Genomic DNA, 19,990 nt, shown 5'->3' on the forward strand with positions numbered 1-19,990 from the left:
CTTCACGCCTCGGAGACGCTGACCACATCGATCATGCGGTTCAGTCTGGCGCGGGCCCGGGCCACATCGGCCTGGGCCACTCTGATCTCGGCGGTGGCCCGCGCCACGTCCGCCACCGCGTACGACAGTGCGGTAACCGACGTGCTGCTCAGCGAGGCAGCGATCCGCCCCAAGGCCCCTCGGCTGTGCCGAAGCGTGACGGTGAGGGTGCGGGATACGTTCTCCGGGGCCGTGGGGCGGGAGACGCGGGAGTCGTCGTGTTGCATGGCGAGTTGTTTCCTGTCTGGTCTTCTCGGCCGGGTGAGGCCGCTTGTGTCAGGGGCGCGGGTAGCGAAAACAAAAAGACCCCTCGCGGAATGCGAGAGGTCTGCGTGCGGACGACGGGTAACCGGGGATCTTCCTGGTCAGCTCCGGGTCGGCACGCTGCCACTAATAATCGGGTGGCGCTGCATAGTCGGGATCTTTCCACGACCTGACTGCCGCAGAAAGGGTCATCTCAGGATACGGATGGCGGTGAGTCCTAGTCTTCATGGCATTGCCTCGCTCGGCATCCGCGGTCGGATCCGGCTCGTGACACAACCGCGCTGACCACACTGCCGGGCGCACAGCCGGAGAGAGTCGCGTCCTCCAGCTACGCGCCTTCAGACAGTTGGGGTGACGCTGGCGCCGCGCCAGTTGGTCAGGGTGACGTTGGGGTCGTCGACGAGAGAGGGGAAGAGGAAGGAGTCCACGATCGCGGCTGCCCCGTCAACCCACCGAGGCTCCATGTGAGCGTCGTCGGCCCAGGAATCGCGAACTGCAGGGGTGATGGCGACCGGGCCAGCAGGGTGTCCGCGCCGGGGAGGACGAGAGGCAGCTCCTCCTCGGTCGCATACACGGTGTCCACGAGCTTCTCGATACGTTCGGCGCCGGGTGGCACGCTGCCACGGTGCAGAAACGACGAGTTGGTCAACCACGTCCGCCTCCGCTCGGGACGGTGCCGGTCAAGCGGCCTCACCTCCGGTGGGGGCGATACCCGCAGTGGTCTCCACCGACAGCAGGGCGTTCTGCCGTCCGGAGCCGAGCCAGCGCACCACGGCCACCAGGGCGAGGGCGAGGATCGCGAAGGCGATGAGAATCGCGCTGACCGCGGTCACGCTGGGATCGATGTCGAAGGTCAGGGAGTTGTAGACCTGCACCGGCAGGGTGACGGTGTTGATCGAGGACAGGAACTGGGAGATGTAGAACTCGTCGAAGCTGGTGATGAAGGAGAAGACCGCTGCCGCGATCATGCCGGGGGCGGCGAGGGGGAAGGTGATCCGCCGGGCGATCGTCATGCGCCCGGCGCCCATGCTGGCCGCGGCGTCCTCCAGTCGCTCGTCGATCCCGCGCAGGGTCGCCACCAGGATCAGTACCGCGATCGGTGAGGCCAGCACGGTGTGGCCGAGGGCGATGGCGAGCGGGCTGCCCAGCATGGAGGCGGGCTCGAAGAGCAGGAACAGGCCCAGGGCGGTGACGATCTGCGGGATGAGCAGCGGTCCGAGGACCAGGGCGTAGACCGCGGAGCGCAGCGGCAGTTCGCTGCGGGTCAGCGCGGTCGCCGCGGTCACGCCGATGATCAGCGAGAACACGGTGCTGAGGCAGGCGATGAGCGCGCTCATCGACATTGCGGCCGGCCACTTGCTGCCATCGGCGAACAGCGCCTTGTACCAGGTCAGCGTCCAGGAGTCCGGCGGGAAGGAGCCGAAGGCGTTGCTGCTGAAGGAGGTGACGAGAATGACGACGATCGGCAGCGCCAAAAACAGCAGGATCACGGTGGCGACCGCGGTCAGGACGATCCGTCCGGTGAGTGTGCTGCGCAGCTCCATCATGACGTGCTCCTCTTTTTGGCGCTGGCACCGAGGGACGTGACGAGCTTGACCAGCAGCAGTCCGGCGAAGGTCATCAGCAGCAGGACGACGCCCTCGGCGGCCGCCCCGTTCCACTGGTTCTGCTTCATCACCTGCTGGTTGATCAGGGTGGCGATCATCGTCTGCTGCGGGCCGCCCATCAGGGCCGGGGTGATGTAGTAGCCCAGCGAGAGGATGAAGCTGAGCAGGCCCGCGCTGGCCAGGCCAGGGGCGACCAGCGGCAGGTAGACCCGGCGGAAGATGGTCACGCGCCCGGCGCCCATGCTGGCCGCGGCGGCAAGCAGGCGGCGGTCCACGCCGCGCATCACGCCGTACAGCAACAGCACGGTGTAGGGCAGCATCACCGAGGTGGTGCCGATGACCACGCCGATCTCGTTGTAGAGCAACTGGAACGGCGCCCCGGGAACCCACAGATGGGCCATGGTCTCGTTCACCAGGCCCTTGTCGCCGAGCAGGATGATCCAGCCGTACGTGCGGACCAGGGCGCTGATGAAGTGCGGGACGACCACGATCAGCATGGCCACACCGGCCCACAGGGGCTTGAGCCGGGAGATCGCGTTCGCCAGGACGAACCCGAAGACGAGACTGAACAGCGCCGTCTCCGCGGAGATCCGCACCGTGGTGAACAGGACCGAGAGGTTGACGCCCGTCAGCGCCTCGGCGTACCAGTGCAGGGTGAGCGAGCCGTCGGTGTTCTTCAGGCTGAGAAACAACGTGCTGAAGATGGGGTAGACGAACAGCACCAGCAGAAAGACGACGACCGGCAGGGCGTAGAGGAGGCCGACCCGGGTCCTGCGGGAGGCCAGGCACTTGCGCGGACGGGCGGGGGCGGTGGCGGTGAGGGCGGCCATTTTGCTCAACCTCCCTGTTCGGTGGGGAAGAGGTTGACGTCCTCCGGGTCGGCGGTGATCCCGATCCGCTCGCCGGTGACGGGTCCGCGGCCGGCGGGTACTTCCAGGCGCAGCAGCGGCGCGTCCCCGCCGTCGACCCGTACGCCGGCGCGCACCAGAGTGCCCACATACGCGGCGGTCTCCACCGTGCCCGCGCAGAAGCCTTCGTCCAGGGCGCAGGCCCGCAATCGGCCCGGCTGGACGGCGACCTTGACCTGGGTTCCCGAGGCCAGGTCGTGGCGGCGTGCCTTCAGCAGGCCGCCGGACTGGTCCAGGCGGACCACGGTGTGCTCGTCGGTGTTCTGCAGCACATGGCCGGGGAGGAAATTGGCCGCGCCGAGGAAGTCCGCGACGAACGGGGTCCTCGGGCGTTCGAACAGTTCCCTGGGCGTGTCGAACTGCTCGATCAGGCCGTTGCGCATCACCGCGATGCGGTCGGACATGACCAGCGCCTCCTCCTGATCGTGCGTCACATAGATGACGGTCAGACCGAGTTCCTGCTGAATGGTCTTGATCTCGACCTGGAGCTGGTCGCGGAGCTTCTTGTCCAGGGCGCCGAGCGGCTCGTCCATGAGGATGACCGGCGGCCGGTAGACCAGCGCGCGGCAGAGGGCGACGCGCTGCTGTTGACCGCCGGACAGCTCACGGGGCTTGCGGTTGCCGAAGCCGGACAGACCGGCGATCTCCAGCGTCTCCCAGACCCGCCTGCGGATCTCGTCCTTCGGCACTCCGCGCAGCGTGAGCGGGAAGGCGACATTCTCATGGACGGTCATGTGCGGGAAAAGCAGGTACTGCTGGAAGACGAAACCGAGGTTGCGTTTCTGCGGGGCGAACCGCGTGACGTCGCGGCCGCCGACGGTGATGGTGCCGGAGTCGGGTTCGCAGAACCCGGCGATCATCATCAGGGTCGTGGTCTTGCCCGACCCCGAGGCGCCGAGGAAGGTGACGAACTCCCCGGCGGCGATCTCCATGGACGCCTCGTCGACGGCGACGACGTCCCCGTACGTCTTGCGCAGGGCGACTACCGACAGCGCTTTGCCGGTCGTGGTGGCCGGCTTGCCGCCGGCCACCTCGACGGACGGTGCTGCCACACCGAATTCAGCCACGAGCCCACTCCAACCAACGCTTGTTGACGGCGGCTTCGTTCTTGAGCCACCAGTCGACGTCCAGGTCGAAACCCTTGTCGTAGTACTGCGGCGCACCGACGAGTGAATTGCGCTCCTCCTCGGTGAGCTTGCCGTAGACCACCGGGGAAGACGGGCTCGACGGGAAGAGCTTGACCAGGCTGGCCTGGACCTCGGGGCGCAGCGAGTAGTCCATGAGCTGGTAGGCGGCGTCCACGTGGGCCGCGCCCTTGGCGATGCCGTACCCCTGGAACTGGCGGCGGGCGCCGTTGAGCTGCCTCGCGACCGGGACGCCCTGCTTCTGCAAAACGGCGAGCCGGCCGTCCCAGACGGTGGACATCGTCACTTCCTGACGACTGAGGAGCACACCCGGGAGAGGGCCGCTGTCCCAGAACTTCTTGATGTCGGACCGCAGCCGGCTCAGCACCTTGAAGGCGCGGTCCACGTCGAGCGGGTACAGCTTGTCCATCGGGACGCCGTCCGCCAGCAGCGCGAACTCCAGCTCCGGCAGGTCGCCGTCCGCGCTGCACATCGAACGGCTGCCCTTGAACGCCCTGGTGTCCCAGAAGTCCGCCCACGACTCCGGCTTCTTGCCGCCGAAGGCGTCGGTACGGTACCCCATGCAGTTGGCGTAGAGGCTGTAGGCGACGGCATGGCCGGTGACCTGGGGCTCGGGGATCTTCGCGCTCTTCAGGCTCTTGATCCGGTCCAGGTCCAGCTTCTCCAGGGCGTCCAGGGCCGTGAACTTGGCGAGGTCCATCATCCCGATGTCGATGAGATCGAACTGGGGACGGCCCTGCTTGAACTGCGCCAGCATCTGGGTGCCCTCGACGTTGGTGACCTGGACATTGATGCCAGTCTCCGCGGTGAACGGCGTGAAGATCGCCTTCTGGCAGGCGTCGCCCCAGGAACCGCCGCTGTTGCGGACGACCACCGTCTTGCCGCCGCCCTTGCCGCCGCCGGACGCGGCGCGGCTGGTGCCGCTGCCACAGGCGGCGAGCGTCGGCAGGGCGGCAGCGGCGGCGAGACCGCCGGCGGTGCGGAAGAGAGTTCTGCGGCCTATCCGTTGTGCTTCCATCGGAGCGTCTCCTGCGATGCGGAGTGGATACGGGGAGTAGGCAATGCGGGGTGGGCAGTGCGGGGGCGTGCGGGGTCAGACGGCGCCGAGTGTGGTCGGTGCGAGGAAGTCGATGGGGTGTTCGGTGGTGCCGTCGAGGGCGAGGTCGGCGGCGATTTCGCCCATGGCGGGTGAGAACTTGAATCCGCCGCCGGAGAATCCGGCCATGACGATGAGGTCGTCCTGTCCGGGCAGGTGCCCGACGAGTGGGTTTCCCGATTCGGTGTAGCCCTCCATGTAGACGGACAGGCGTATGGGGTCGGGGTTGAGGTCGGGCATGAACTCGCGGATGAACTCGCGGAACAGGCCGAGTTCCGACGGGTCGACCGTGCGGTCCAGCCGTTCGGGATCAGGAACCTGGGCATAGTGGGCGCGGGACAGCCCGATCTTGACGGAGACGCCGTCGGGCGAGGGCAGTCCGTAACAGGCGTGCGGCGCACTGCGTACGAAGGCGGGGGCGCCGCCCGCGAACCAGTCGTGGGTGGTGGGGATGTGCCATGAGCTGATCACCCGGTGGATCTGCACCTCACGCGAGAGGTCCGGGAGCAGCGTGTTGATCCAGGGGCCGGCGGTCACGACCGCGGTGTCCACGTGGTCGGTGCCGTGGTCGGTGACGATGTCGACGCCGCCACCGGGCCGGGGGGTCACCTCCCGCACGGTGGTGTAGCGGTGCAGCCGGGCACCCAGCTGCCCGGCCCGCTCGGCGGCGGCCTGGACCGACGCCTCGGGCCTGATGGTGCCGCCGGCCCGGTCGAGGACGGCCGTGTGTCCTTCGGGCAGGACGTGCTGGGGGTAGCGGCGGGCGAGCTCGGCCCGGTCCAGGAGCTCGTTGTCCTTGAGACCGTGGTCGGTGATGGAGGACAGCAGGACCTGCATGGACGGCGATGCGGTCTCCCCCATCACCAGGCAGCCGTTGCGCGTGCGCAGCACCCGGCCCGTCTCCTGCTGGAGCTGCTCCCACATCCGGTCCGCGAGGCGCAGCAGCGGGAGGTACGCGGCGTCCCAGAGGTTGCCGGAGCGGAAGATCCGGGACTCGCCGCCGGCCGCACCTCGATCGTGCCCCGGGGCGTACCGGTCGTAGCCGACGACCTCGGCACCGCGGGCGGCCAGTCGCCACATGGTCTGACTGCCCATGCTGCCGCCGGCACCGATCACCGCGACACGTTTCGGAGTACTCATGACATCCTTCCGTCAAGGTGGAAAATGGACTTCCTGTTCACGCCGTCCGAGAGTCCCGGGAACGTAACCCGGGATTCCGCTTCAGAGAAGGTCCAGGCCGGCGGCGATGATGCTGTCGACGTCCACTCCGTGGTAGCGGTAAACGTCCTGCAGGTTTCCTGACTGGCCGAAACGCGTCACTCCGAGATGGCAAGCCGGAACCCCGTTGACACCGGCCAGGAAGGCCAGCGTGTGCGGGTGGCCGTCGAGCACCGTCACCATCGGCCGGGCCCGGTCGGCGGGGAGGACCGCGTTGAGGATCCAGCTCGCGGACTCGTCGCGGCCGGCTCGTGCCTGGACCGCGCGGAACAGCAGGTCGGCACTGGTGACGCAGACGACCTCGGCCTCGTGGCCGAGCGCCGACAGGCGTTCGGCGGCCTGGAGTGCCTCGGGGAGGAGTGCGCCCATGGCACAGATGGTCACGGCCGGGTCCGCGGGCTTGCGCAGCGCGTAGGCGCCGGCGACGACCTGGCGTCTGCGGTGTTCACGCGCGGCCGGGTCCTGCGGAACGACGGCCAGTGCCTGGTCGACGCTTCGGGTGGAGAGCCGCAGGTATGCCGAGGAGCCGCCGGGCTTGCCGAGCTGGTTCAGGGCCGCGAGGAGGGTCCACTCGGCGTCGAGCACGAACGCGGGCTCGTACGACACGCACCCGGGCTGCTCCAGACCGATCGACGGGGTCTTGATCGACTGGTGCGCGCCCCCTTCGGGAGCGAGTGTGACGCCGGAGGGGGTGCCGACGAGGATCGACTGGCCGCCCGCGTAGATGCCGAACGACCAGGGTTCGAGGGCGCGTTCGACGAAGGGGTCGTACATCACCCCGATCGGCAGCAACGGCTGGCCCCAGCGCGACCAGGTGGCGCCGAGCTCACCGAGCACACCGACCAGGTTGGTCTCGGCGATGCCGAGTTCGAGGTGGCGGCCGGTGGGCTGCTCGCGCCAGTGCAGGATGGTCTCGGCGTCGTCGGCGAACCAGTCGGGGCGGGCGGTCGGCGACCAGACGCCGACCTTGTTGACCCAGCCGCCGAGGTTGGTGCTGGAGCTGACGTCCGGGCTGACCGTCACGACACGTGCGGCGGTCTGGGGTGCGGCTCGGTTGAGGTCGAGGAGTGCCCGGCCGAGGGCTGCCTGGGTCGTCGCCCGGCCGGTCGGCGTACGGCCGAGGTCGGCCGGGACCGTGACGGTCGGCAGTGCCGGAACCGGCGTGCGCCGCAGCCGAGCGGCGGTCGCGGCGCACAGCAGCGCCTCCGGCGTTCCAGGCTCGAAGCCGTGCCAGGGGTCGTCCAGGCTCGTCCCGAGACGGGTCGCCAGCTCGGCCATCTGCTGTTCGGTGAGGAGCGCGGAGTGGTTCTGCGGGTGGCCCTGGCTGGCCAGGCCCCAGCCCTTGACGGTGTAGGCGAAGATCACCGTCGGGCGTGTTTCGTCGATGTCGTGGAACGCCTGGCGCAGCGCGGTCAGGTCATGGCCGCCGAGGCTGCCCAGCGCTTCGAGGAGCACATCGTCGGTGAGACCGTCGACCAGCGACCGCAGTATGTCGGAGTCGGGCAGGCGGGTACGCAGCTCATCCACGTCGCAGCGGAGCAGTCGCTGGTACTCCGGGTTGCTCATGGTGTCGAGGCGCGCACGGAGGGCCTCCCCACCGGGGCGCTGGAATGTCTCCTCCAGGAGGCTTCCGTACTTCGCGGTGATCACCTGCCACCCGGCCGCGGCGAACATGCCCTGCAGCCGCGAGGCGCCGATGTCGGGTACGACCCGGTCCAGGGACTGCCGGTTGAGGTCGACGATCCACACGACCTCGCCGAGCTCGGCGACCATCGGGTCGAGGACGGCCTCCCAGACCGCTCCCTCGTCGAGCTCCGCGTCACCGACCAGGGAGTACTGCCTGCCGGTTCCGCCGGCACCGAAGTGCCCGTCTACGTACCGGCGGGCCAGTGCGCCCCAGACCGGAGCCGTGGCGCCGATGCCGACCGAGCCGGTCGAGTAGTCGGCCGGGTCCGGGTCCTTGGACCTGCTCGGGTAGCTCTGCAGGCCGCCGAACTGACGCAGGGTCGTGAGGTAGGACGCGTCCAGGTCGCCGAGGAGGTGGTTGACGGCGTGCAGAACCGGGGAGGCGTGCGGCTTCACCGAGACCCGGTCGCCGGGTCGCAGGTGCTCGAACCACAGGCTGGTCATGATCGAGACCATCGACGCGCTGGACGCCTGGTGACCGCCGACCTTCATGCCGTACGGGTTGGGCCGGACGCGGTTGGCGTGGTGGACGATCGCGGTGGACAGCCAGAGCACCCGGTTCCGGATCGCGCGCAGGGTCGCGTCCTCGGATGCCGGCCGAGCTGGGACCGGCTGCTCGATCGACGTCGTCATGATGCGGGCCTCCTTGGGGATGACGGCGTTGGGACGCGGTGGCTCCGCGTCCGTGCGCCAGGTGGGTCAGGGCCGAGCACCGCGCCGAGAGGGTGCTCCACCGCGTCGGCCGGGTCGCCGGTGCAGTTCTTCATGTGCCGCTCTTCATGTGCCGTGCGACGCCGTTGCCGCACCGGCCGGCGCGGCTGCGCCTGCCCGACGCTGTGGCCGGCGGCCACAGCGTCGGCGTACCGCAAGCGAACGTCCGTATGTGACGGTGATCGCCGTGCGCCGAGGGCCGACGCGGCTGCTCGGCGGCCTAGAGGGCGGCGTTGAGCGCCTTCTCCAGGTCCGCGGCGAGGTCGTCGGGGTCTTCGATTCCCACGGAGATGCGGAGCACGTCGGGGTCGTCCGTGCTGTCGACGAGGCTGGCGACGTCGCCGAGGCTGGTCGCCCTGATGATCAGCTCGAAGGCGTCGTAGACGGCTGCCTTCTTGCTCTGGTCGTTGAGGGTGAAGGACAGCATGCCGCCGTAGCGGCCGCCCGTCAGCCTGGTGGCGATGTCGTGTCCGACGTTCCCGGGCAGCCCCGGATAGTAGACGTCCGCCGTGGCCTCGTGATCGACCGCGAGCAGTGCCAGGCGGTGTGCGGTCTCGGAGGCCCGGCCGACTCGAAGGTCCAGGGTCTGCAGGCCCTGGAGGATCCCGGCCGCGTTGTGCGGGGTGATGATCGTGCCCATCTGTCGGCGGAGCTCGGCGATCTCCACGATCAGTGCCTGGTGCCCCGACAGCGCGCCCGCCAGCACCCGGCCGTGTCCCGACATGTACTTCGTGGCGCTGTGCACGACCAGGTCCGCGCCGAACTCGTAGGGCCGGAACAGTGCCGGGGAGGCGAAGGTGTTGTCCACCACGGCGAGCGCCTCATGTGCGTGGGCCAGGGCGATGAGGCCTTCGAGGTCGAGTACGTTGAGCAAGGGGTTGGTGAACTCTTCGAAGAACACCGCGCGGGTGTTCGGACGGAATGCCGCCTCGACCTCTGCCAGGTCGTTGCAGTTGACGAACGTCACCTCACCGCCGAAGGTGCTGAAATTCTCCTGCAACCAGCGCGTGCTGGTGGAGAAGACCTTGTCGGACGCGATGATGTGGCCGCCGTTGCGGCCCAGGGTGAGCAGGGTCGTGGAGATCGCGGCCATTCCGGCGTTGAAGGCCAGCGCCGCAGGCGCGGATTCGATGGCGGCCAGCTTGGTTTCCAGCGCCTCCACGGTCGGGTTGTATCCCCGGGAGTAGTACGGCGCCGTCGACAGCGTCTCTTCGATCTGCATGTGGTGGGCGTAGTTCTCCATGACGAACGCCGCGGAGTCGACCACGGGCACGGCTACCGAGCGTCGCGGGTTCTGCGGGTCGCCGGCATGTACGAGCCGAGTTGCCAGGCCATGGTTGTCGTGCTGCGTCACAGCATTCTCCATTCAGGGCACAATTCAAGTACGACGGGCAGGAAATTGGCGGGTTTGTTTATGCTGGGGCTTCGACGGAATCTGGTCCGGCGATCCGGTTTCGGCGCAGGCTGAAATGATGGAATGCCCCACCGATCCGTGATCATTGCCGCGAACTTCACACCAGAACAGGTCGACTTCACAGCCAAAGGCGTACCGCGGCCCGCAGCCCTGTCACTGAATGCGGAAGCAATGCGAAAGCCACCTTTCCACTACAGGCAGCGAACCATACGGATTACCGTCACCGTAAACCGCGGGCCACCGCGCCGGCACACGGACGGGCGGGCCGTGGGGGAAAGAATGAGCTCGGCATGCTGCTCCTCGGTGCCACACTCGCGCAGCGCGCATCGAATGTCAGGGATAAGGGGAGGGGAGTATCCTCGCGGCCCCCCACTTCGCGGGCCGACTTCCAGCTGCGGGTTTCCGTTAAGCTAAAACACCCTGGAAAGACGGTCCAGAGTTTGGCGATAAAGCTGGACAGAACAGCGCTACCGGCTGAACATGATGAACGATGAGACAGCGAAAGAGGTCAAACGTGGTTGATCGTCCGGTCGATGACATCGATCTGTCCCTGCTGCGCGCGCTCCAGGCCGACGCCCGGGCACCCATCAGCACACTGAGTCAGGCAGCGGGGGTGTCCCGCGCCACGGCGTACGCGCGCCTCGCACAGATGCGGGAGACGGGAGTGATCCACAGCCTGACCGTCTGCGTCGACCCGCAGAGCGTCGGGCTCACTCTCGCCGCGTTCCTGCTGCTCAAGACGTCACCCGATCCTTTGAAACCGGCGTGGACCTCGATCAGCTCCCAACTCAGCGCCATACCGGAAGTTGAGTACGCCGCCGACATCGCCGGCGAGTTCGACCTGCTGATCCTGGCCAGGCTGCGCGACACCGAACACCTGCGGTCCTTCATCGACGTCGACGTACGCCGCGTTCCAGGAGTCGCCGCCACCCGGACGCTGCTGGTACTCCACGAGGTACATCAACGATCGTTGATCCTGCCGGCCCAGACGTCCGGCGCTCCGCACTGACCGCCCGGCGTTGACGCGCTGCCGCGCGCCGAGACCAGCCGTACGTGGAGCGCGTCCGTGGGTGGTGCTCGCCCTGCCGTGGGCGCCGACGGTGACTACGCGCACTGAGTGCGCGGGCCTCGGCCAGCCGCCGCGCAGCGCCATGCCAGCAGGGGCTGTTCGTGATCGGCGGCCGGATCGTGGACCACCACGGCGTGAACCTGCTCACCACCTCAAAAGGTCCAGCTGGAGCTGGCCCGCCTCAGACGTTCAGCACGGCAACGTCCCCTCCCCCGTCGGCGGGGAAGGGGAAGGGGAAGGATCTGTACGGCCTGTCTCGACGAAAGCGCCAGACCAGGAAATTGCTGTTGCCCTCGGCGCCGGCGGTGGCCTTGACGTTGGTGACCTTCTTGTCCCAATGCTTTTGGCAGGGACACCTTCACCTTGCACGTGGCGCTGGCGCCGCCCTTGAGGGTCTTGTCCACCGCGAGCGCCGCGAACGAGTGGGTGCTGCCGTTGCGCTGGGGGTGTGGCCCCATGCCACGGTCTCCCACTCGCCGAGGACGTACCCCTTGAGCACGGGCTGCTCGGCGGCGTAGATGCTTGCTGTAGCCGACGTCGATGTGCTTCACGGTGTAGTTGTTCAAGGTGACCGTTGAACGTCTTGGATGCACCGCCCGGCTTCAGCGTTACGTGCTTCGACCAGCCGCCGATCGACGCCGTCGACCCAACCGCGCCGGCAGTACAGCGCGAATCTCGCGCTGGCACAGACCGACTTCGAGGAGATCGAACGCAATCAGCGTGAGGGCCGGTCGGACTTGGTGGGTGACCGGCTGGCCCGGGAGGGCAACACGTTCTGGTCGCAGGAGACGAGCACCAGGAGAATGTGCACAGCGGCCCATGACAGTCCCGTTCCCCTCATCGATACGACCATCGCGCATGCCAACACTGCCGTGAACATGACGCTCGCCGAGGAACTTCCAGGTAACGACGAGCGATGACCCCGGGGAGGGCGGAGCACCGAGCTTCGAACTGGCGCCCTATCAGGCGGCGAGCACGGTGGAGGCGAGGGCGACGTGCAGGCCGGTCCCGATCAGGATGCTCAGCACGAAGTTGCGGCGCCACAGGTGGACGGCCGCAGTGACGGCCGTGGCGATGGCCAAGGCGGCCCATGGACGCGCCCCCTGGGACGTCGAAGCGGATGACAGTAGCGAGTAGATGACGAGGATGGTCATGACGCCGACTGGCATGCTGGCGTTGAGATAGGGCAGCAGGCGACTGCGGCGCAGCGGCGCCAGGAGCGCGAACGGAGCGGCCCGCAACGTCCAGGTGACCGCGGCGCTGACCAGCACGACTCCCACCAGGTAGGTGACGCTGGGCTCAGACATCCTGGTCGACCTTCCCACGTCGGAGCGCATATCGGATCAGCAGGAACCCGGTGAACATGGCCAGCGCGGGGACCAGCATCTGAGTGCCGAAGAGACCGTGTCCGATGAGTGCGGACACCACAGCAGCGAGCGGGATCGGCACGCTTCGGGTCGCCCGGATCGCGTCAATGGCCAGGACCAGAAAGAACGCGATGACGGCGAACTGGAGCCCCACCAGGCTGTCGGGAACGAGGCCGCCGCCGAGCGCTCCGAGGGTGACGCTGCCAACCCAGTTCACCTGGAACGTGGCCTGGATGGCGAGAATGCGGCGACGCGACCAGAACTGCGCCTCCGGCGCTGTGGTCAACGCCCATGCCTCGTCAGTGAGGGTGAACGTGCTGTAGGTCTTCGCGAGGGGCCCGTGGATCCGGTGCATGGGAAACGACAGCGCGTAGAAGACGTGCCGGAAGTTCACGAGGAGCGCGGTCACGGCGACCTGGCTCAGCGGAGCCATGGCGGTGACCAGGCCGATGAGCAGGAACTCCAAGGAACCGGCGAACACGACCGTGGCGAACACGGTCGCCCACCACCATTCCAGGCCCGAGTGAGTGACCAGCACACCGAACGCCACCCCCATCGGAATCACACCGAGGACGGCGGGCAGCGAATGCGTGACAGCCAGACGGACCTGGCCGGGCTGCTGAGAGCTGGGCGACTGTTCCGTCGTAGCCAGTACAGGGGACTTGAGGGACATAAGAGCAATGCTAGAGAGGTCGAGGTGGGCCTCGATTGCTAATTCGTGCCCTACGATGTCGCCATGCGCAATATTCGCGACCTCGATGCCATTGATCGCGCAATTATCGAGGAGCTCCGTCAGGACGCAAGGTTGAGCAACACCGAGCTGGCCCACCGCGTACGCCTGACCCCCGCCCCCTGCCTGCGTCGGGTCAAGCGCCTCGAACAAGAGGGCATCATCACCGGCTACCACGCGAAAGTGGACCCGGCCGCCGCGGGGCGCTCGTTCGAGGTCACGGTCGCGGTCGAGGTCACGGTGAACGACCAACGCTCGTTGGAGGAGTTCGAGTCTGCCGTCGCCGCCCTGGAGGAGGTGGTAGAGGTCCGTCGGGTATTCGGCAGCCCGGACTACATCCTGCGGGTCCTGGTCGCCGACGTCGGCGAATACGAGCGGTTCCAGACGACCAAGTTCCTCAGGCTCCCCGGTGTCAGTCGGACCATCTCCCACCAGACCATGAAACTGGTCAAGCAGGAATGGTGAACGGCGGCGCTGCCGGGCGTCGGAGACCCACACGCAGACATCTGTGGTGCCTTCACTGAGGGATGGAAAGCAGAACGCGGCCGCGGCCACCGACGTCGACGCGGTCGTGGGCCTGGGCGATCTCGTCCAGTGAATAGCGGGCGCCGATGTCGGTGCTGAGCGCCCCGACGGCTGCCGCGGCGGTGAGATCGCGGGCAGCCTGTCGCTTCGCCTCGACAGGGAAGTCGTCGCTGCCGATCAGGCGCAGGGTCACGTTGGCGAACAACAGTGGCCAGAATGGCACCTGCGGCCGGTCGGCCCGGGTGGCGTACGCGGCGATGACCGCGTCGCCCGCGACCACCTCGGCGTCCAGATCGGCATTGTCGGAGAGGGCCACCTCGACGACGCGGTGCACACCCTGCGGCGCGTACGCGCGGATCGTCTTGGCCGGGTCGTCCTGGTCCAGGGCCACGGCGTGGGACACCACGGAGCGGTCGACGCGGTCGAGGTCCTTGCCGCGCGTCACGGTGCCGGTGACGGTCGCGCCGCCCCAACGGGCCAGTTGGGGCGGCCAGCGAGCCGACGCCGCCGAGAACGCCCTGCACCAACACGATCCTGCCGGCGACTGAGCCGTCGCCGAACACGGCCCGGTGTGCGGTGATGCCGGGGATGCCCAGGGCGGCTCCGAGTTCGTCGCTGAGGTGATCGGGCAGGGCGAAAGGGCATGGACGAACCGAGCCAGCCGCGCCGCTTCTTGGTGTCACCGGGGTTGACGCCCGACGTGGTGACGCGCACGCGTACCTCGCTCGGGCCGGGCTGCGGGTCGGGCAGCTCGCCCACCTGGAACACGTCGGCTGCCGGGCCCTGTCGGTCGTACCAGGCTGCAAGCATGTGCGGACCTCCGTCGCCTCTCAGCTCACGCGCTCGTCGAGCGTGTCCGGGCCACTACTTGGGTGCGCGGCGCCGGGGTCAGGGGCGTCTTCGCCCAGGACCTCGCGCAGCCAGGCGCGTTCGGCGCGGCTGATGGCGCGGGCAGTGAGCATCATGCCGCGGCGGTAGGAGTCGGTTCCGACCGCATATGTGCATCTCAGACAACGACCGCCAACTCCGCGTCGGCTCGAATTTCGGGGCGGGCAACGGAATTACGCAGAGCAGCACCCTCTGTGGTCGCAGCCGAAGCACGCTTATGGTGCGTCGGCGCCCTGCCACAGCGGCCTCCCCCTGACCCGCCGCGCGGGCACCACCACACACGGAGCCCCGCCGGAAGCACTTCCGACGGAGGAATCCTCACATGTCATGCGCTATCACCCGCGTGTCACCAACCGTAGACGCTCTTACGTAAGAGGGCCCTGACCTGGACTTATACGCTCGCCCTGGACCAACTGGACACCCGTGGACGGTTTCTACAACCTGTGCCATGTGGTACCGCGAGGCCCACTCGCTAGCACCACGGACTACTCACCAAGATCCGGACCAGGCGCGGACCAACTCGGCTTCGCAGCAGACGATTCCGCCCTTTGTCGCAGGTCAGAAGCGAGGTCAGGCGTGTACCACCAGCAGACGAAGAACCTACTGGCACTCTCGGTCACACTTCTCTCTAGACCGGCTTGAGAAGTGTTGCCGACACTCGGCCTTGTCGCCTCTCTACAACGCCACCCAACGAGAGCCTCGCACTGCGTCCGCGGCGAGGCCGGACCACACCCCGAGTCAGCATTCGTCCGACCCCTACCGCTGGCGCCAGGCCGAGAAGGAACCCTGTGAACGGATCCGCCAGGACACCGAGCTGACCGGGCAGATTCGTCAGATCCACCAGGACTCCGGCGGCATCTACGGATCGCCCAGGATCCATGCTGTCCTCAAACGCGAGGGCGTCCACGTCGGCCGCAAACGGGTCGAGCGGCTCATGCGCCAGGCCGGCCTGGCCGGGGTCAGCCCCCGCAGGAGCAAGGGCTTCACCCACCGGGGCCTAGATGCGGACCTCGCACCTGCCTGCTCCGGACCATCGGCGTGCCCCTGAACACCACGGCCTGTTTCCCCAGACCCGACCCCAGACGCCGTTTCGGGGGTCAGCGGTGCGTTCCGACGTCCCCTGCTGGTGGCGCTCCTGGACTCGGCGGCCGCGTTCACCGGGAGCCCCTGAGATTTCAGGGCTCCCGCGTGAGCGGCTGTGCGTGGCGTCAGCGTGCGAACTTTTCGATGGCCTCCGGGGTGACGGGGGTGAAGAAGTTGACGAGGTTGCCGTCGGGGTCGCGGAACAACAGCGACCGGTTGCCCCAGGGCATCGTGGTGGGCTCGTTGACGAAGTGGGTGACGAAGCCGGTCAGGTTCTGGTGAACGCGGTCCACGTCGTCGACGAGGAACTCGGTGATCACGCTGTGGTTGTCCGCCGGGCGGGCGGAGCCCGGGGCGAACAGCGGGACGGTGCGGGTGCCGGCGATCGCGAGGGTTGCGCCCGCGGTCTTGAGTTCGGCGAAGTCCTCGGTGGCCCGTATCGCCTGCATCCCTGTAGCTCGCTCGTAGAACTCGACGAGGCGTGCGACGTCGCTGGTGATGATGCGGATCGAGACGAAGTCCATGGGAATCTCCTTGGCTGCGCTGGAGGCGTGCACGTCGCAGGCTAGGAGAAATAGTGGACAGAATCGGTCCTGTATTCGCGTTAGGCTGCGAACATGCCACGACCCACCGGCCGCGTGCTGACACTCCTGGAGCTGCTGCAGTCGGGCGGCACCCGGACTGTGGCCGAGCTCGCCGACCGTCTCGGCGTCGAAGGGCGCACTGTGCGGCGGTATGTGGACCAACTGATCGACCTGGACGTGCCCGTGGAGTCGGTGCGCGGCCGCTACGGCGGGTACCGGCTGGCTCCCGGGTACCGCTTGCCTCCGCTCATGCTCAGCGACGACGAGGCGCTGGCCGTGCTGCTCGGCCTGGTCGCCGGCCGCCGGGCAGGGCTGACGACGACGGAGCGCACGGCAAACGAGACGGCGTCAGCGAAGATCCGGCGGGTGCTGCCCAAGCACATCGCCCGCCGGCTCGACACACTCCTGGAAGCTCTCGCCTTCACGGATCAGCCCGGCGAGTTGGACCACCCGGACGCCGGGCTCCTGCTCACCATCGCCGATGCGGTGCGCCACCGCCGACCGGTCTCGATCCGCTACACCGACCGCGACGGACGGCGCAGCGAACGCACACTGCACGCGTACGGGATCGTCGCCCATGCGGGCCGGTGGTACGTGACGGGCAAGGACGCCCAGGTCGGCGAGGACCGAACCTTCCGGCTCGATCGCATCGCAGCCGCGAGGGCCCTGCCCGGCTCATTCGAAGCGCCCGTGGGTCCCGGTCCGGCACAACGCGTGTTGTCAGGATTCGCCACGGCCGAGTACAGGCATCAGGTCACCTTGCGGATCCACGGGACAGTTGAGCAGATCCGCGCCCATCTCCCCGCCAGCGTCGCGAGCCTGGAGGAGCACGAGCCTGCGGCCGGCCAGGACCCGGCGGCCGAGCACTGGCTGCGCGTCGAGTTGCGGGCGGAGCGGCTCGACTGGTTGCCTCCGGTACTCGCCTCACTCGACCGGCCGTTCGCCATCGAGCGCCCCGATGAACTCCGCGCCCTCGTCATCGCGCTCGCCGATCGCTTCACGTCCTATGCCCGCCAAGCCTGACAGGCGAGGAACCAATGTCATGAGACGGCACATCTAGGTCACGAGAATGGGGCGCCGGCCAGGGCGTTCGCACCACCGCTCGGCCTCGGCATCCCATGTGAATCTGACGAGATGCCCGCTCCTACGTACCGTCATCGCCGTCCAGTGCCCCGCGTGTTCCCAGTGGATCGTCGCTGCCGTGCCAGGGCGTCGGTCGGCTTCGCTGACTGGCGCATCGGCGTCGCACAGTGCGGGCAGTTGGGCCAGGGCTTCGGGCGCGATGTCCACTTTCATCTCGATCTGCCAGCCACCCTCAGTCCGGAGGTGGATGGCGTGGATGTCGTCGGCGGGCTCGTCCAGGCTCGCCTGGGCCTGGCGCGCAATGAACCGGCGCAGGATCTCGCGGATTCCTGTGCTCATCCCCCTCGCAAGGGCGTTGCCGAAGTACGTGGAGATCGCCTGCAGGAACGGCGTGGCTGCCATGCTTGCTACGACGAGCACCACGTCCGACGGCAGTTCAGCAGCAGGGGCCGCGGCACCCTGGCTATCGTCCGAGGCGTCGGGCGCATCTGGGACGTCGTTCCGTTCGCTGCTCATGAACCCCCGCTTGATCACTGCCAGGTGTAAGTCATCGAGCGCTTCAGAATATTCACCGGCAGCTGGTCGGAGCACATGATTCGGACGAAGGCCGCCCCAGCGTCCGGCAAACACTCAGGTGAGCGGCCTAGTTCGAGGCCCATTTCGACTCATCGATAGCCTTCGTCCTCATGACGCGCGCATGGATCTTGCCGATGCTGCTGGTGTTCTGCGGATCAGCCCTTGCGGCTGGCCTGATCGTCAGCGGGACCCCCGGCGCAGCCGCAGCCTTCCTGCTGGTCTTTGTCCTGCTCGCAGGCGTGAACTCGCCTCTGATCTTCCCGAGGTCGATCGGCGCGTTGGAGGCACAACGCCGCAGCGCGGTCGACGGCCGGCCGGTCGTCTTCTGGCGACCGGGCTGCAAGTACTGCATGCGACTGCGCATCCGGCTTGGCCGCAGCGCCCGCCAGGTGCACTGGGTCGACATCTGGCGCGACCCGGCTGGAGCCGCAGCGGTGAGGGCAGCCAACGACGGCAACGAGACCGTGCCGACCGTCATCGTGGCGGGCCAGCCGCACACAAACCCCGATCCTGCATGGGTACGCGAGCAACTCTCCCGTTCCACGTGATCGGGACGCAGCCGAGGTTAAAAGACAAGCTGAGAGGTCGTTCTCTTTCCGAACCTCGTGTGCGGTTTCTGCTGGTTACCGTAGACGGCGCCGTGGCCACCTTGGCAGCCTTGGGCACAGGGGTTGATGTTCGGCGGTCCGGTGGGGAGACGTCCCCGGCGATCGTCGTGGATCAGGCCAATCCGGCGTGGACCTCGTCGGCGACGATGTCGATCTGCTCAAGGCTCAGGGGCGGTCCGAGCGGCAGGCCAAGAAGCCGTTTGCCTGAACGCTCCGTCCTGGGCAGGCTGCCGACAGCGTATCCGAGACCTCTGTAGACCGGCTGAAGATGCATTGGCGGAGAGTAGAGGGCGTTGCAGCCAATTCCATGAGCGAAGAGGTGAGCGGCCAGCTCATCTCTTCGATCGAGCTCGATGACATAGTTGCGCCAAGCATGTCGGAAGCCCGTCCTTTCTCCAGGCAGATCGGCCAGGCCGACGAGACGCTCGGTATAGCGGTCGGCATGAGCGCGCCGCACGGCCAGCGTCTCGTCGAGATGGGGCAGCTTCGCGCGAAGGATGGCCGCCTGCATCTCGTCCATCCGCTGGTTATGGCCCTCCGTCTCGTGGTGCTGGCCGATCCTTGGCTTCGGGTCGTAGTGCCGTCCACGAGCCTGACCGTCGGACGCAAGCTTGTGGATCCGGTCTGCCAAAGCGGCATTCTGTGTCGTGCAGGCGCCTGCGGCTCCCATGGCGCCAAGGTGTTTTCCAGGGGAGAAGCTGAAGCAGGTGACGTCGGCATGGCTGCCGAGCCTCCTGCCGTCGATCTCTGCGCCGAGCGCGATACAGGCATCCTCGACGAGTGCAAGACCATGGCGATCGGCGATGCGGCGCATCTCGATCATGTCGGCGGGATGGCCGTACATGTCGACAGGCAACAGGGCGCGTGTCCGTGGCGTGATCGCGGCTTCGCATGCGGTTGTGTCGATGCATCGTGACTCGGGGTCGATGTCGACCCAGACGACGGTTGCACCGACCGCGCTGATCGCCGCTATTCCGGTGAGCTCGGTATTTGCAACCGTGATGACTTCGTCTCCCGGTCCGATCTCGAGCGCGCGTAGCGCGGTCGTCAGGGCGGCCGTACCCGAGCCCATGGCGACCGCATGCCGCGCGTCGACCCAACTTGCGAATTCCTCCTCGAAAGCTGGCACTTGCTCACCCCAAGTGAACTGTCCGCTTTCAAGCACTCGGGCGATAGCGGCATCGATTGCCTCACGGTGCTCACGATAGAGCTTGGCGTGATCGTAGAGCGCGACTCTCATGGGCAACCTCGCTTCCGTTCCACATTGTGGAACGCTATGCTGAAATATGGCACGAGAATGGCAGTGGCTCAGGAGGGAGTCAAGGCGGTTCGTCGCGTAGCTGACGCTCGGAGGAGTGGTGGTTGCCGTATGGGGTGGCGGCTGACCTG

General features: G+C 67.5%; 21 protein-coding genes and 1 pseudogene. 6 read left to right on the forward strand and 16 right to left on the reverse strand.

Features of this window, described 5'->3' with window-relative positions:
* Nucleotides 1–2 precede the first annotated feature (2 nt).
* The 9 genes from CEB94_RS04530 to CEB94_RS04565 form a co-directional block, all read right to left on the reverse strand.
* Nucleotides 3–266 (reverse strand): hypothetical protein, encoded by a 264-nt coding sequence (locus CEB94_RS04530; protein WP_175430923.1) that lies wholly within the window; start codon nt 264–266, stop codon nt 3–5.
* Nucleotides 267–641: 375 nt separating this feature from the next.
* Entirely contained in the window at nt 642–767 is a 126-nt protein-coding gene (locus tag CEB94_RS41650; RefSeq protein ID WP_281292495.1) for a hypothetical protein, read from the reverse strand.
* A 216-nt stretch (nt 768–983) separates the two neighbouring features.
* Nucleotides 984–1,850 carry an ABC transporter permease gene (locus CEB94_RS04535; RefSeq protein WP_175430924.1) on the reverse strand — a complete coding sequence of 289 codons (867 nt, stop codon included), beginning with the start codon at nt 1,848–1,850 and terminating at the stop codon, nt 984–986.
* Nucleotides 1,847–2,740: an ABC transporter permease gene (locus tag CEB94_RS04540; RefSeq protein ID WP_175430925.1), complete on the reverse strand. Its 894-nt coding sequence runs from the start codon at nt 2,738–2,740 to the stop codon at nt 1,847–1,849. Before CEB94_RS04540 ends, CEB94_RS04535 begins: the two co-directional genes overlap by 4 nt.
* A 5-nt stretch (nt 2,741–2,745) precedes the next feature.
* Nucleotides 2,746–3,885, reverse strand: a complete 1,140-nt coding sequence (locus tag CEB94_RS04545; protein ID WP_175430926.1) for an ABC transporter ATP-binding protein — start codon at nt 3,883–3,885, stop codon at nt 2,746–2,748.
* Nucleotides 3,878–4,981, reverse strand: coding sequence for an ABC transporter substrate-binding protein (locus tag CEB94_RS04550; protein WP_175430927.1), 1,104 nt, complete (start codon nt 4,979–4,981; stop codon nt 3,878–3,880). Before CEB94_RS04550 ends, CEB94_RS04545 begins: the two co-directional genes overlap by 8 nt.
* 75 nt (nt 4,982–5,056) lie before the next feature.
* Nucleotides 5,057–6,199 carry an N-methyl-L-tryptophan oxidase gene (solA, locus tag CEB94_RS04555; protein WP_175430928.1) on the reverse strand — a complete coding sequence of 381 codons (1,143 nt, stop codon included), beginning with the start codon at nt 6,197–6,199 and terminating at the stop codon, nt 5,057–5,059.
* 81 nt (nt 6,200–6,280) lie between these two features.
* Entirely contained in the window at nt 6,281–8,596 is a 2,316-nt protein-coding gene (locus CEB94_RS04560) for a transketolase-like TK C-terminal-containing protein (RefSeq protein WP_175430929.1), read from the reverse strand.
* Nucleotides 8,597–8,894: 298 nt separating this feature from the next.
* The gene (locus tag CEB94_RS04565; RefSeq protein ID WP_175430930.1) at nt 8,895–10,028 is read right to left on the reverse strand and encodes a trans-sulfuration enzyme family protein; all 1,134 of its coding nucleotides are present in this window, start codon (nt 10,026–10,028) and stop codon (nt 8,895–8,897) included.
* Nucleotides 10,029–10,602: 574 nt separating this feature from the next.
* Here CEB94_RS04565 and CEB94_RS04570 point away from each other — a divergent pair.
* Entirely contained in the window at nt 10,603–11,097 is a 495-nt protein-coding gene (locus CEB94_RS04570) for an Lrp/AsnC family transcriptional regulator (RefSeq protein ID WP_175430931.1), read from the forward strand.
* Nucleotides 11,098–11,744: 647 nt separating this feature from the next.
* Nucleotides 11,745–12,077, forward strand: coding sequence for a hypothetical protein (locus tag CEB94_RS40375; protein WP_218945893.1), 333 nt, complete (start codon nt 11,745–11,747; stop codon nt 12,075–12,077).
* A 42-nt stretch (nt 12,078–12,119) separates the two neighbouring features.
* Here CEB94_RS40375 and CEB94_RS04580 read toward each other — a convergent pair whose 3' ends face one another.
* Nucleotides 12,120–12,464: a branched-chain amino acid transporter permease gene (locus CEB94_RS04580; protein ID WP_175430932.1), complete on the reverse strand. Its 345-nt coding sequence runs from the start codon at nt 12,462–12,464 to the stop codon at nt 12,120–12,122.
* Nucleotides 12,457–13,353, reverse strand: coding sequence for an AzlC family ABC transporter permease (locus tag CEB94_RS04585; protein WP_246111722.1), 897 nt, complete (start codon nt 13,351–13,353; stop codon nt 12,457–12,459). The genes CEB94_RS04580 and CEB94_RS04585 overlap by 8 nt, the downstream gene beginning before the upstream one ends.
* Here CEB94_RS04585 and CEB94_RS04590 point away from each other — a divergent pair.
* Nucleotides 13,330–13,719, forward strand: coding sequence for an Lrp/AsnC family transcriptional regulator (locus CEB94_RS04590; RefSeq protein WP_342789583.1), 390 nt, complete (start codon nt 13,330–13,332; stop codon nt 13,717–13,719). The genes CEB94_RS04585 and CEB94_RS04590 overlap by 24 nt on opposite strands.
* Before the next feature lie 52 nt (nt 13,720–13,771).
* Here CEB94_RS04590 and CEB94_RS04595 read toward each other — a convergent pair.
* Nucleotides 13,772–14,589: pseudogene (locus CEB94_RS04595) on the reverse strand (MDR/zinc-dependent alcohol dehydrogenase-like family protein).
* 20 nt (nt 14,590–14,609) lie between these two features.
* Complete coding sequence (locus CEB94_RS40720) at nt 14,610–14,744, reverse strand: hypothetical protein (protein ID WP_342789584.1); 135 nt, start codon at nt 14,742–14,744, stop codon at nt 14,610–14,612.
* A gap of 371 nt (nt 14,745–15,115) precedes the next feature.
* On the opposite strand from CEB94_RS40720, the gene CEB94_RS42180 reads away from it, so the two are divergent.
* Entirely contained in the window at nt 15,116–15,715 is a 600-nt protein-coding gene (locus CEB94_RS42180; protein ID WP_381106263.1) for an IS3 family transposase, read from the forward strand.
* A 160-nt stretch (nt 15,716–15,875) separates the two neighbouring features.
* Here the strand turns inward: CEB94_RS42180 and CEB94_RS04610 are convergent, their stop codons facing one another.
* On the reverse strand, nt 15,876–16,274 hold the full coding sequence (locus CEB94_RS04610; protein ID WP_175430936.1) for a VOC family protein: 399 nt from the start codon (nt 16,272–16,274) through the stop codon (nt 15,876–15,878).
* Between the two features lie 93 nt (nt 16,275–16,367).
* Here CEB94_RS04610 and CEB94_RS04615 point away from each other — a divergent pair, with 93 nt between their 5' ends.
* The gene (locus CEB94_RS04615; RefSeq protein ID WP_175430937.1) at nt 16,368–17,357 is read left to right on the forward strand and encodes a helix-turn-helix transcriptional regulator; all 990 of its coding nucleotides are present in this window, start codon (nt 16,368–16,370) and stop codon (nt 17,355–17,357) included.
* A 33-nt stretch (nt 17,358–17,390) separates the two neighbouring features.
* Here the strand turns inward: CEB94_RS04615 and CEB94_RS04620 are convergent, their stop codons facing one another.
* Entirely contained in the window at nt 17,391–17,933 is a 543-nt protein-coding gene (locus CEB94_RS04620; protein ID WP_175430938.1) for a hypothetical protein, read from the reverse strand.
* Between the two features lie 170 nt (nt 17,934–18,103).
* Between CEB94_RS04620 and CEB94_RS04625 the strand changes: the two genes are divergently transcribed.
* Nucleotides 18,104–18,541 (forward strand): glutaredoxin domain-containing protein, encoded by a 438-nt coding sequence (locus tag CEB94_RS04625; RefSeq protein ID WP_175430939.1) that lies wholly within the window; start codon nt 18,104–18,106, stop codon nt 18,539–18,541.
* Between the two features lie 172 nt (nt 18,542–18,713).
* Here the strand turns inward: CEB94_RS04625 and CEB94_RS04630 are convergent, their stop codons facing one another.
* Nucleotides 18,714–19,841 carry a DegT/DnrJ/EryC1/StrS family aminotransferase gene (locus tag CEB94_RS04630; RefSeq protein ID WP_175430940.1) on the reverse strand — a complete coding sequence of 376 codons (1,128 nt, stop codon included), beginning with the start codon at nt 19,839–19,841 and terminating at the stop codon, nt 18,714–18,716.
* Nucleotides 19,842–19,990 lie beyond the last annotated feature (149 nt).

The sequence above is a fragment of the Streptomyces hawaiiensis genome, assembly GCF_004803895.1.
GTDB classification, from domain to species: domain Bacteria; phylum Actinomycetota; class Actinomycetes; order Streptomycetales; family Streptomycetaceae; genus Streptomyces; species Streptomyces hawaiiensis.

What these genes read in the sequence shown, in the direction of transcription:
- CEB94_RS41650 (WP_281292495.1), bottom strand. Translation starts at nt 767, where the DNA reads ATGGAGCCTCGGTGGGTTGACGGGGCAGCCGCGATCGTGGACTCCTTC.
- CEB94_RS04535 (WP_175430924.1), bottom strand. Translation starts at nt 1,850, where the DNA reads ATGATGGAGCTGCGCAGCACACTCACCGGACGGATCGTCCTGACCGCG.
- CEB94_RS04620 (WP_175430938.1), bottom strand. Translation starts at nt 17,933, where the DNA reads ATGAGCAGCGAACGGAACGACGTCCCAGATGCGCCCGACGCCTCGGAC.
- CEB94_RS04550 (WP_175430927.1), bottom strand. Translation starts at nt 4,981, where the DNA reads ATGGAAGCACAACGGATAGGCCGCAGAACTCTCTTCCGCACCGCCGGC.
- CEB94_RS42180 (WP_381106263.1), top strand. Translation starts at nt 15,116, where the DNA reads ATGTGGTACCGCGAGGCCCACTCGCTAGCACCACGGACTACTCACCAA.
- CEB94_RS04625 (WP_175430939.1), top strand. Translation starts at nt 18,104, where the DNA reads ATGACGCGCGCATGGATCTTGCCGATGCTGCTGGTGTTCTGCGGATCA.
- CEB94_RS40720 (WP_342789584.1), bottom strand. Translation starts at nt 14,744, where the DNA reads ATGATGCTCACTGCCCGCGCCATCAGCCGCGCCGAACGCGCCTGGCTG.
- CEB94_RS04630 (WP_175430940.1), bottom strand. Translation starts at nt 19,841, where the DNA reads ATGAGAGTCGCGCTCTACGATCACGCCAAGCTCTATCGTGAGCACCGT.
- CEB94_RS04580 (WP_175430932.1), bottom strand. Translation starts at nt 12,464, where the DNA reads ATGTCTGAGCCCAGCGTCACCTACCTGGTGGGAGTCGTGCTGGTCAGC.
- CEB94_RS04540 (WP_175430925.1), bottom strand. Translation starts at nt 2,740, where the DNA reads ATGGCCGCCCTCACCGCCACCGCCCCCGCCCGTCCGCGCAAGTGCCTG.
- CEB94_RS04610 (WP_175430936.1), bottom strand. Translation starts at nt 16,274, where the DNA reads ATGGACTTCGTCTCGATCCGCATCATCACCAGCGACGTCGCACGCCTC.
- CEB94_RS04530 (WP_175430923.1), bottom strand. Translation starts at nt 266, where the DNA reads ATGCAACACGACGACTCCCGCGTCTCCCGCCCCACGGCCCCGGAGAAC.
- CEB94_RS04615 (WP_175430937.1), top strand. Translation starts at nt 16,368, where the DNA reads ATGCCACGACCCACCGGCCGCGTGCTGACACTCCTGGAGCTGCTGCAG.
- CEB94_RS40375 (WP_218945893.1), top strand. Translation starts at nt 11,745, where the DNA reads ATGCACCGCCCGGCTTCAGCGTTACGTGCTTCGACCAGCCGCCGATCG.
- solA (WP_175430928.1), bottom strand. Translation starts at nt 6,199, where the DNA reads ATGAGTACTCCGAAACGTGTCGCGGTGATCGGTGCCGGCGGCAGCATG.
- CEB94_RS04560 (WP_175430929.1), bottom strand. Translation starts at nt 8,596, where the DNA reads ATGACGACGTCGATCGAGCAGCCGGTCCCAGCTCGGCCGGCATCCGAG.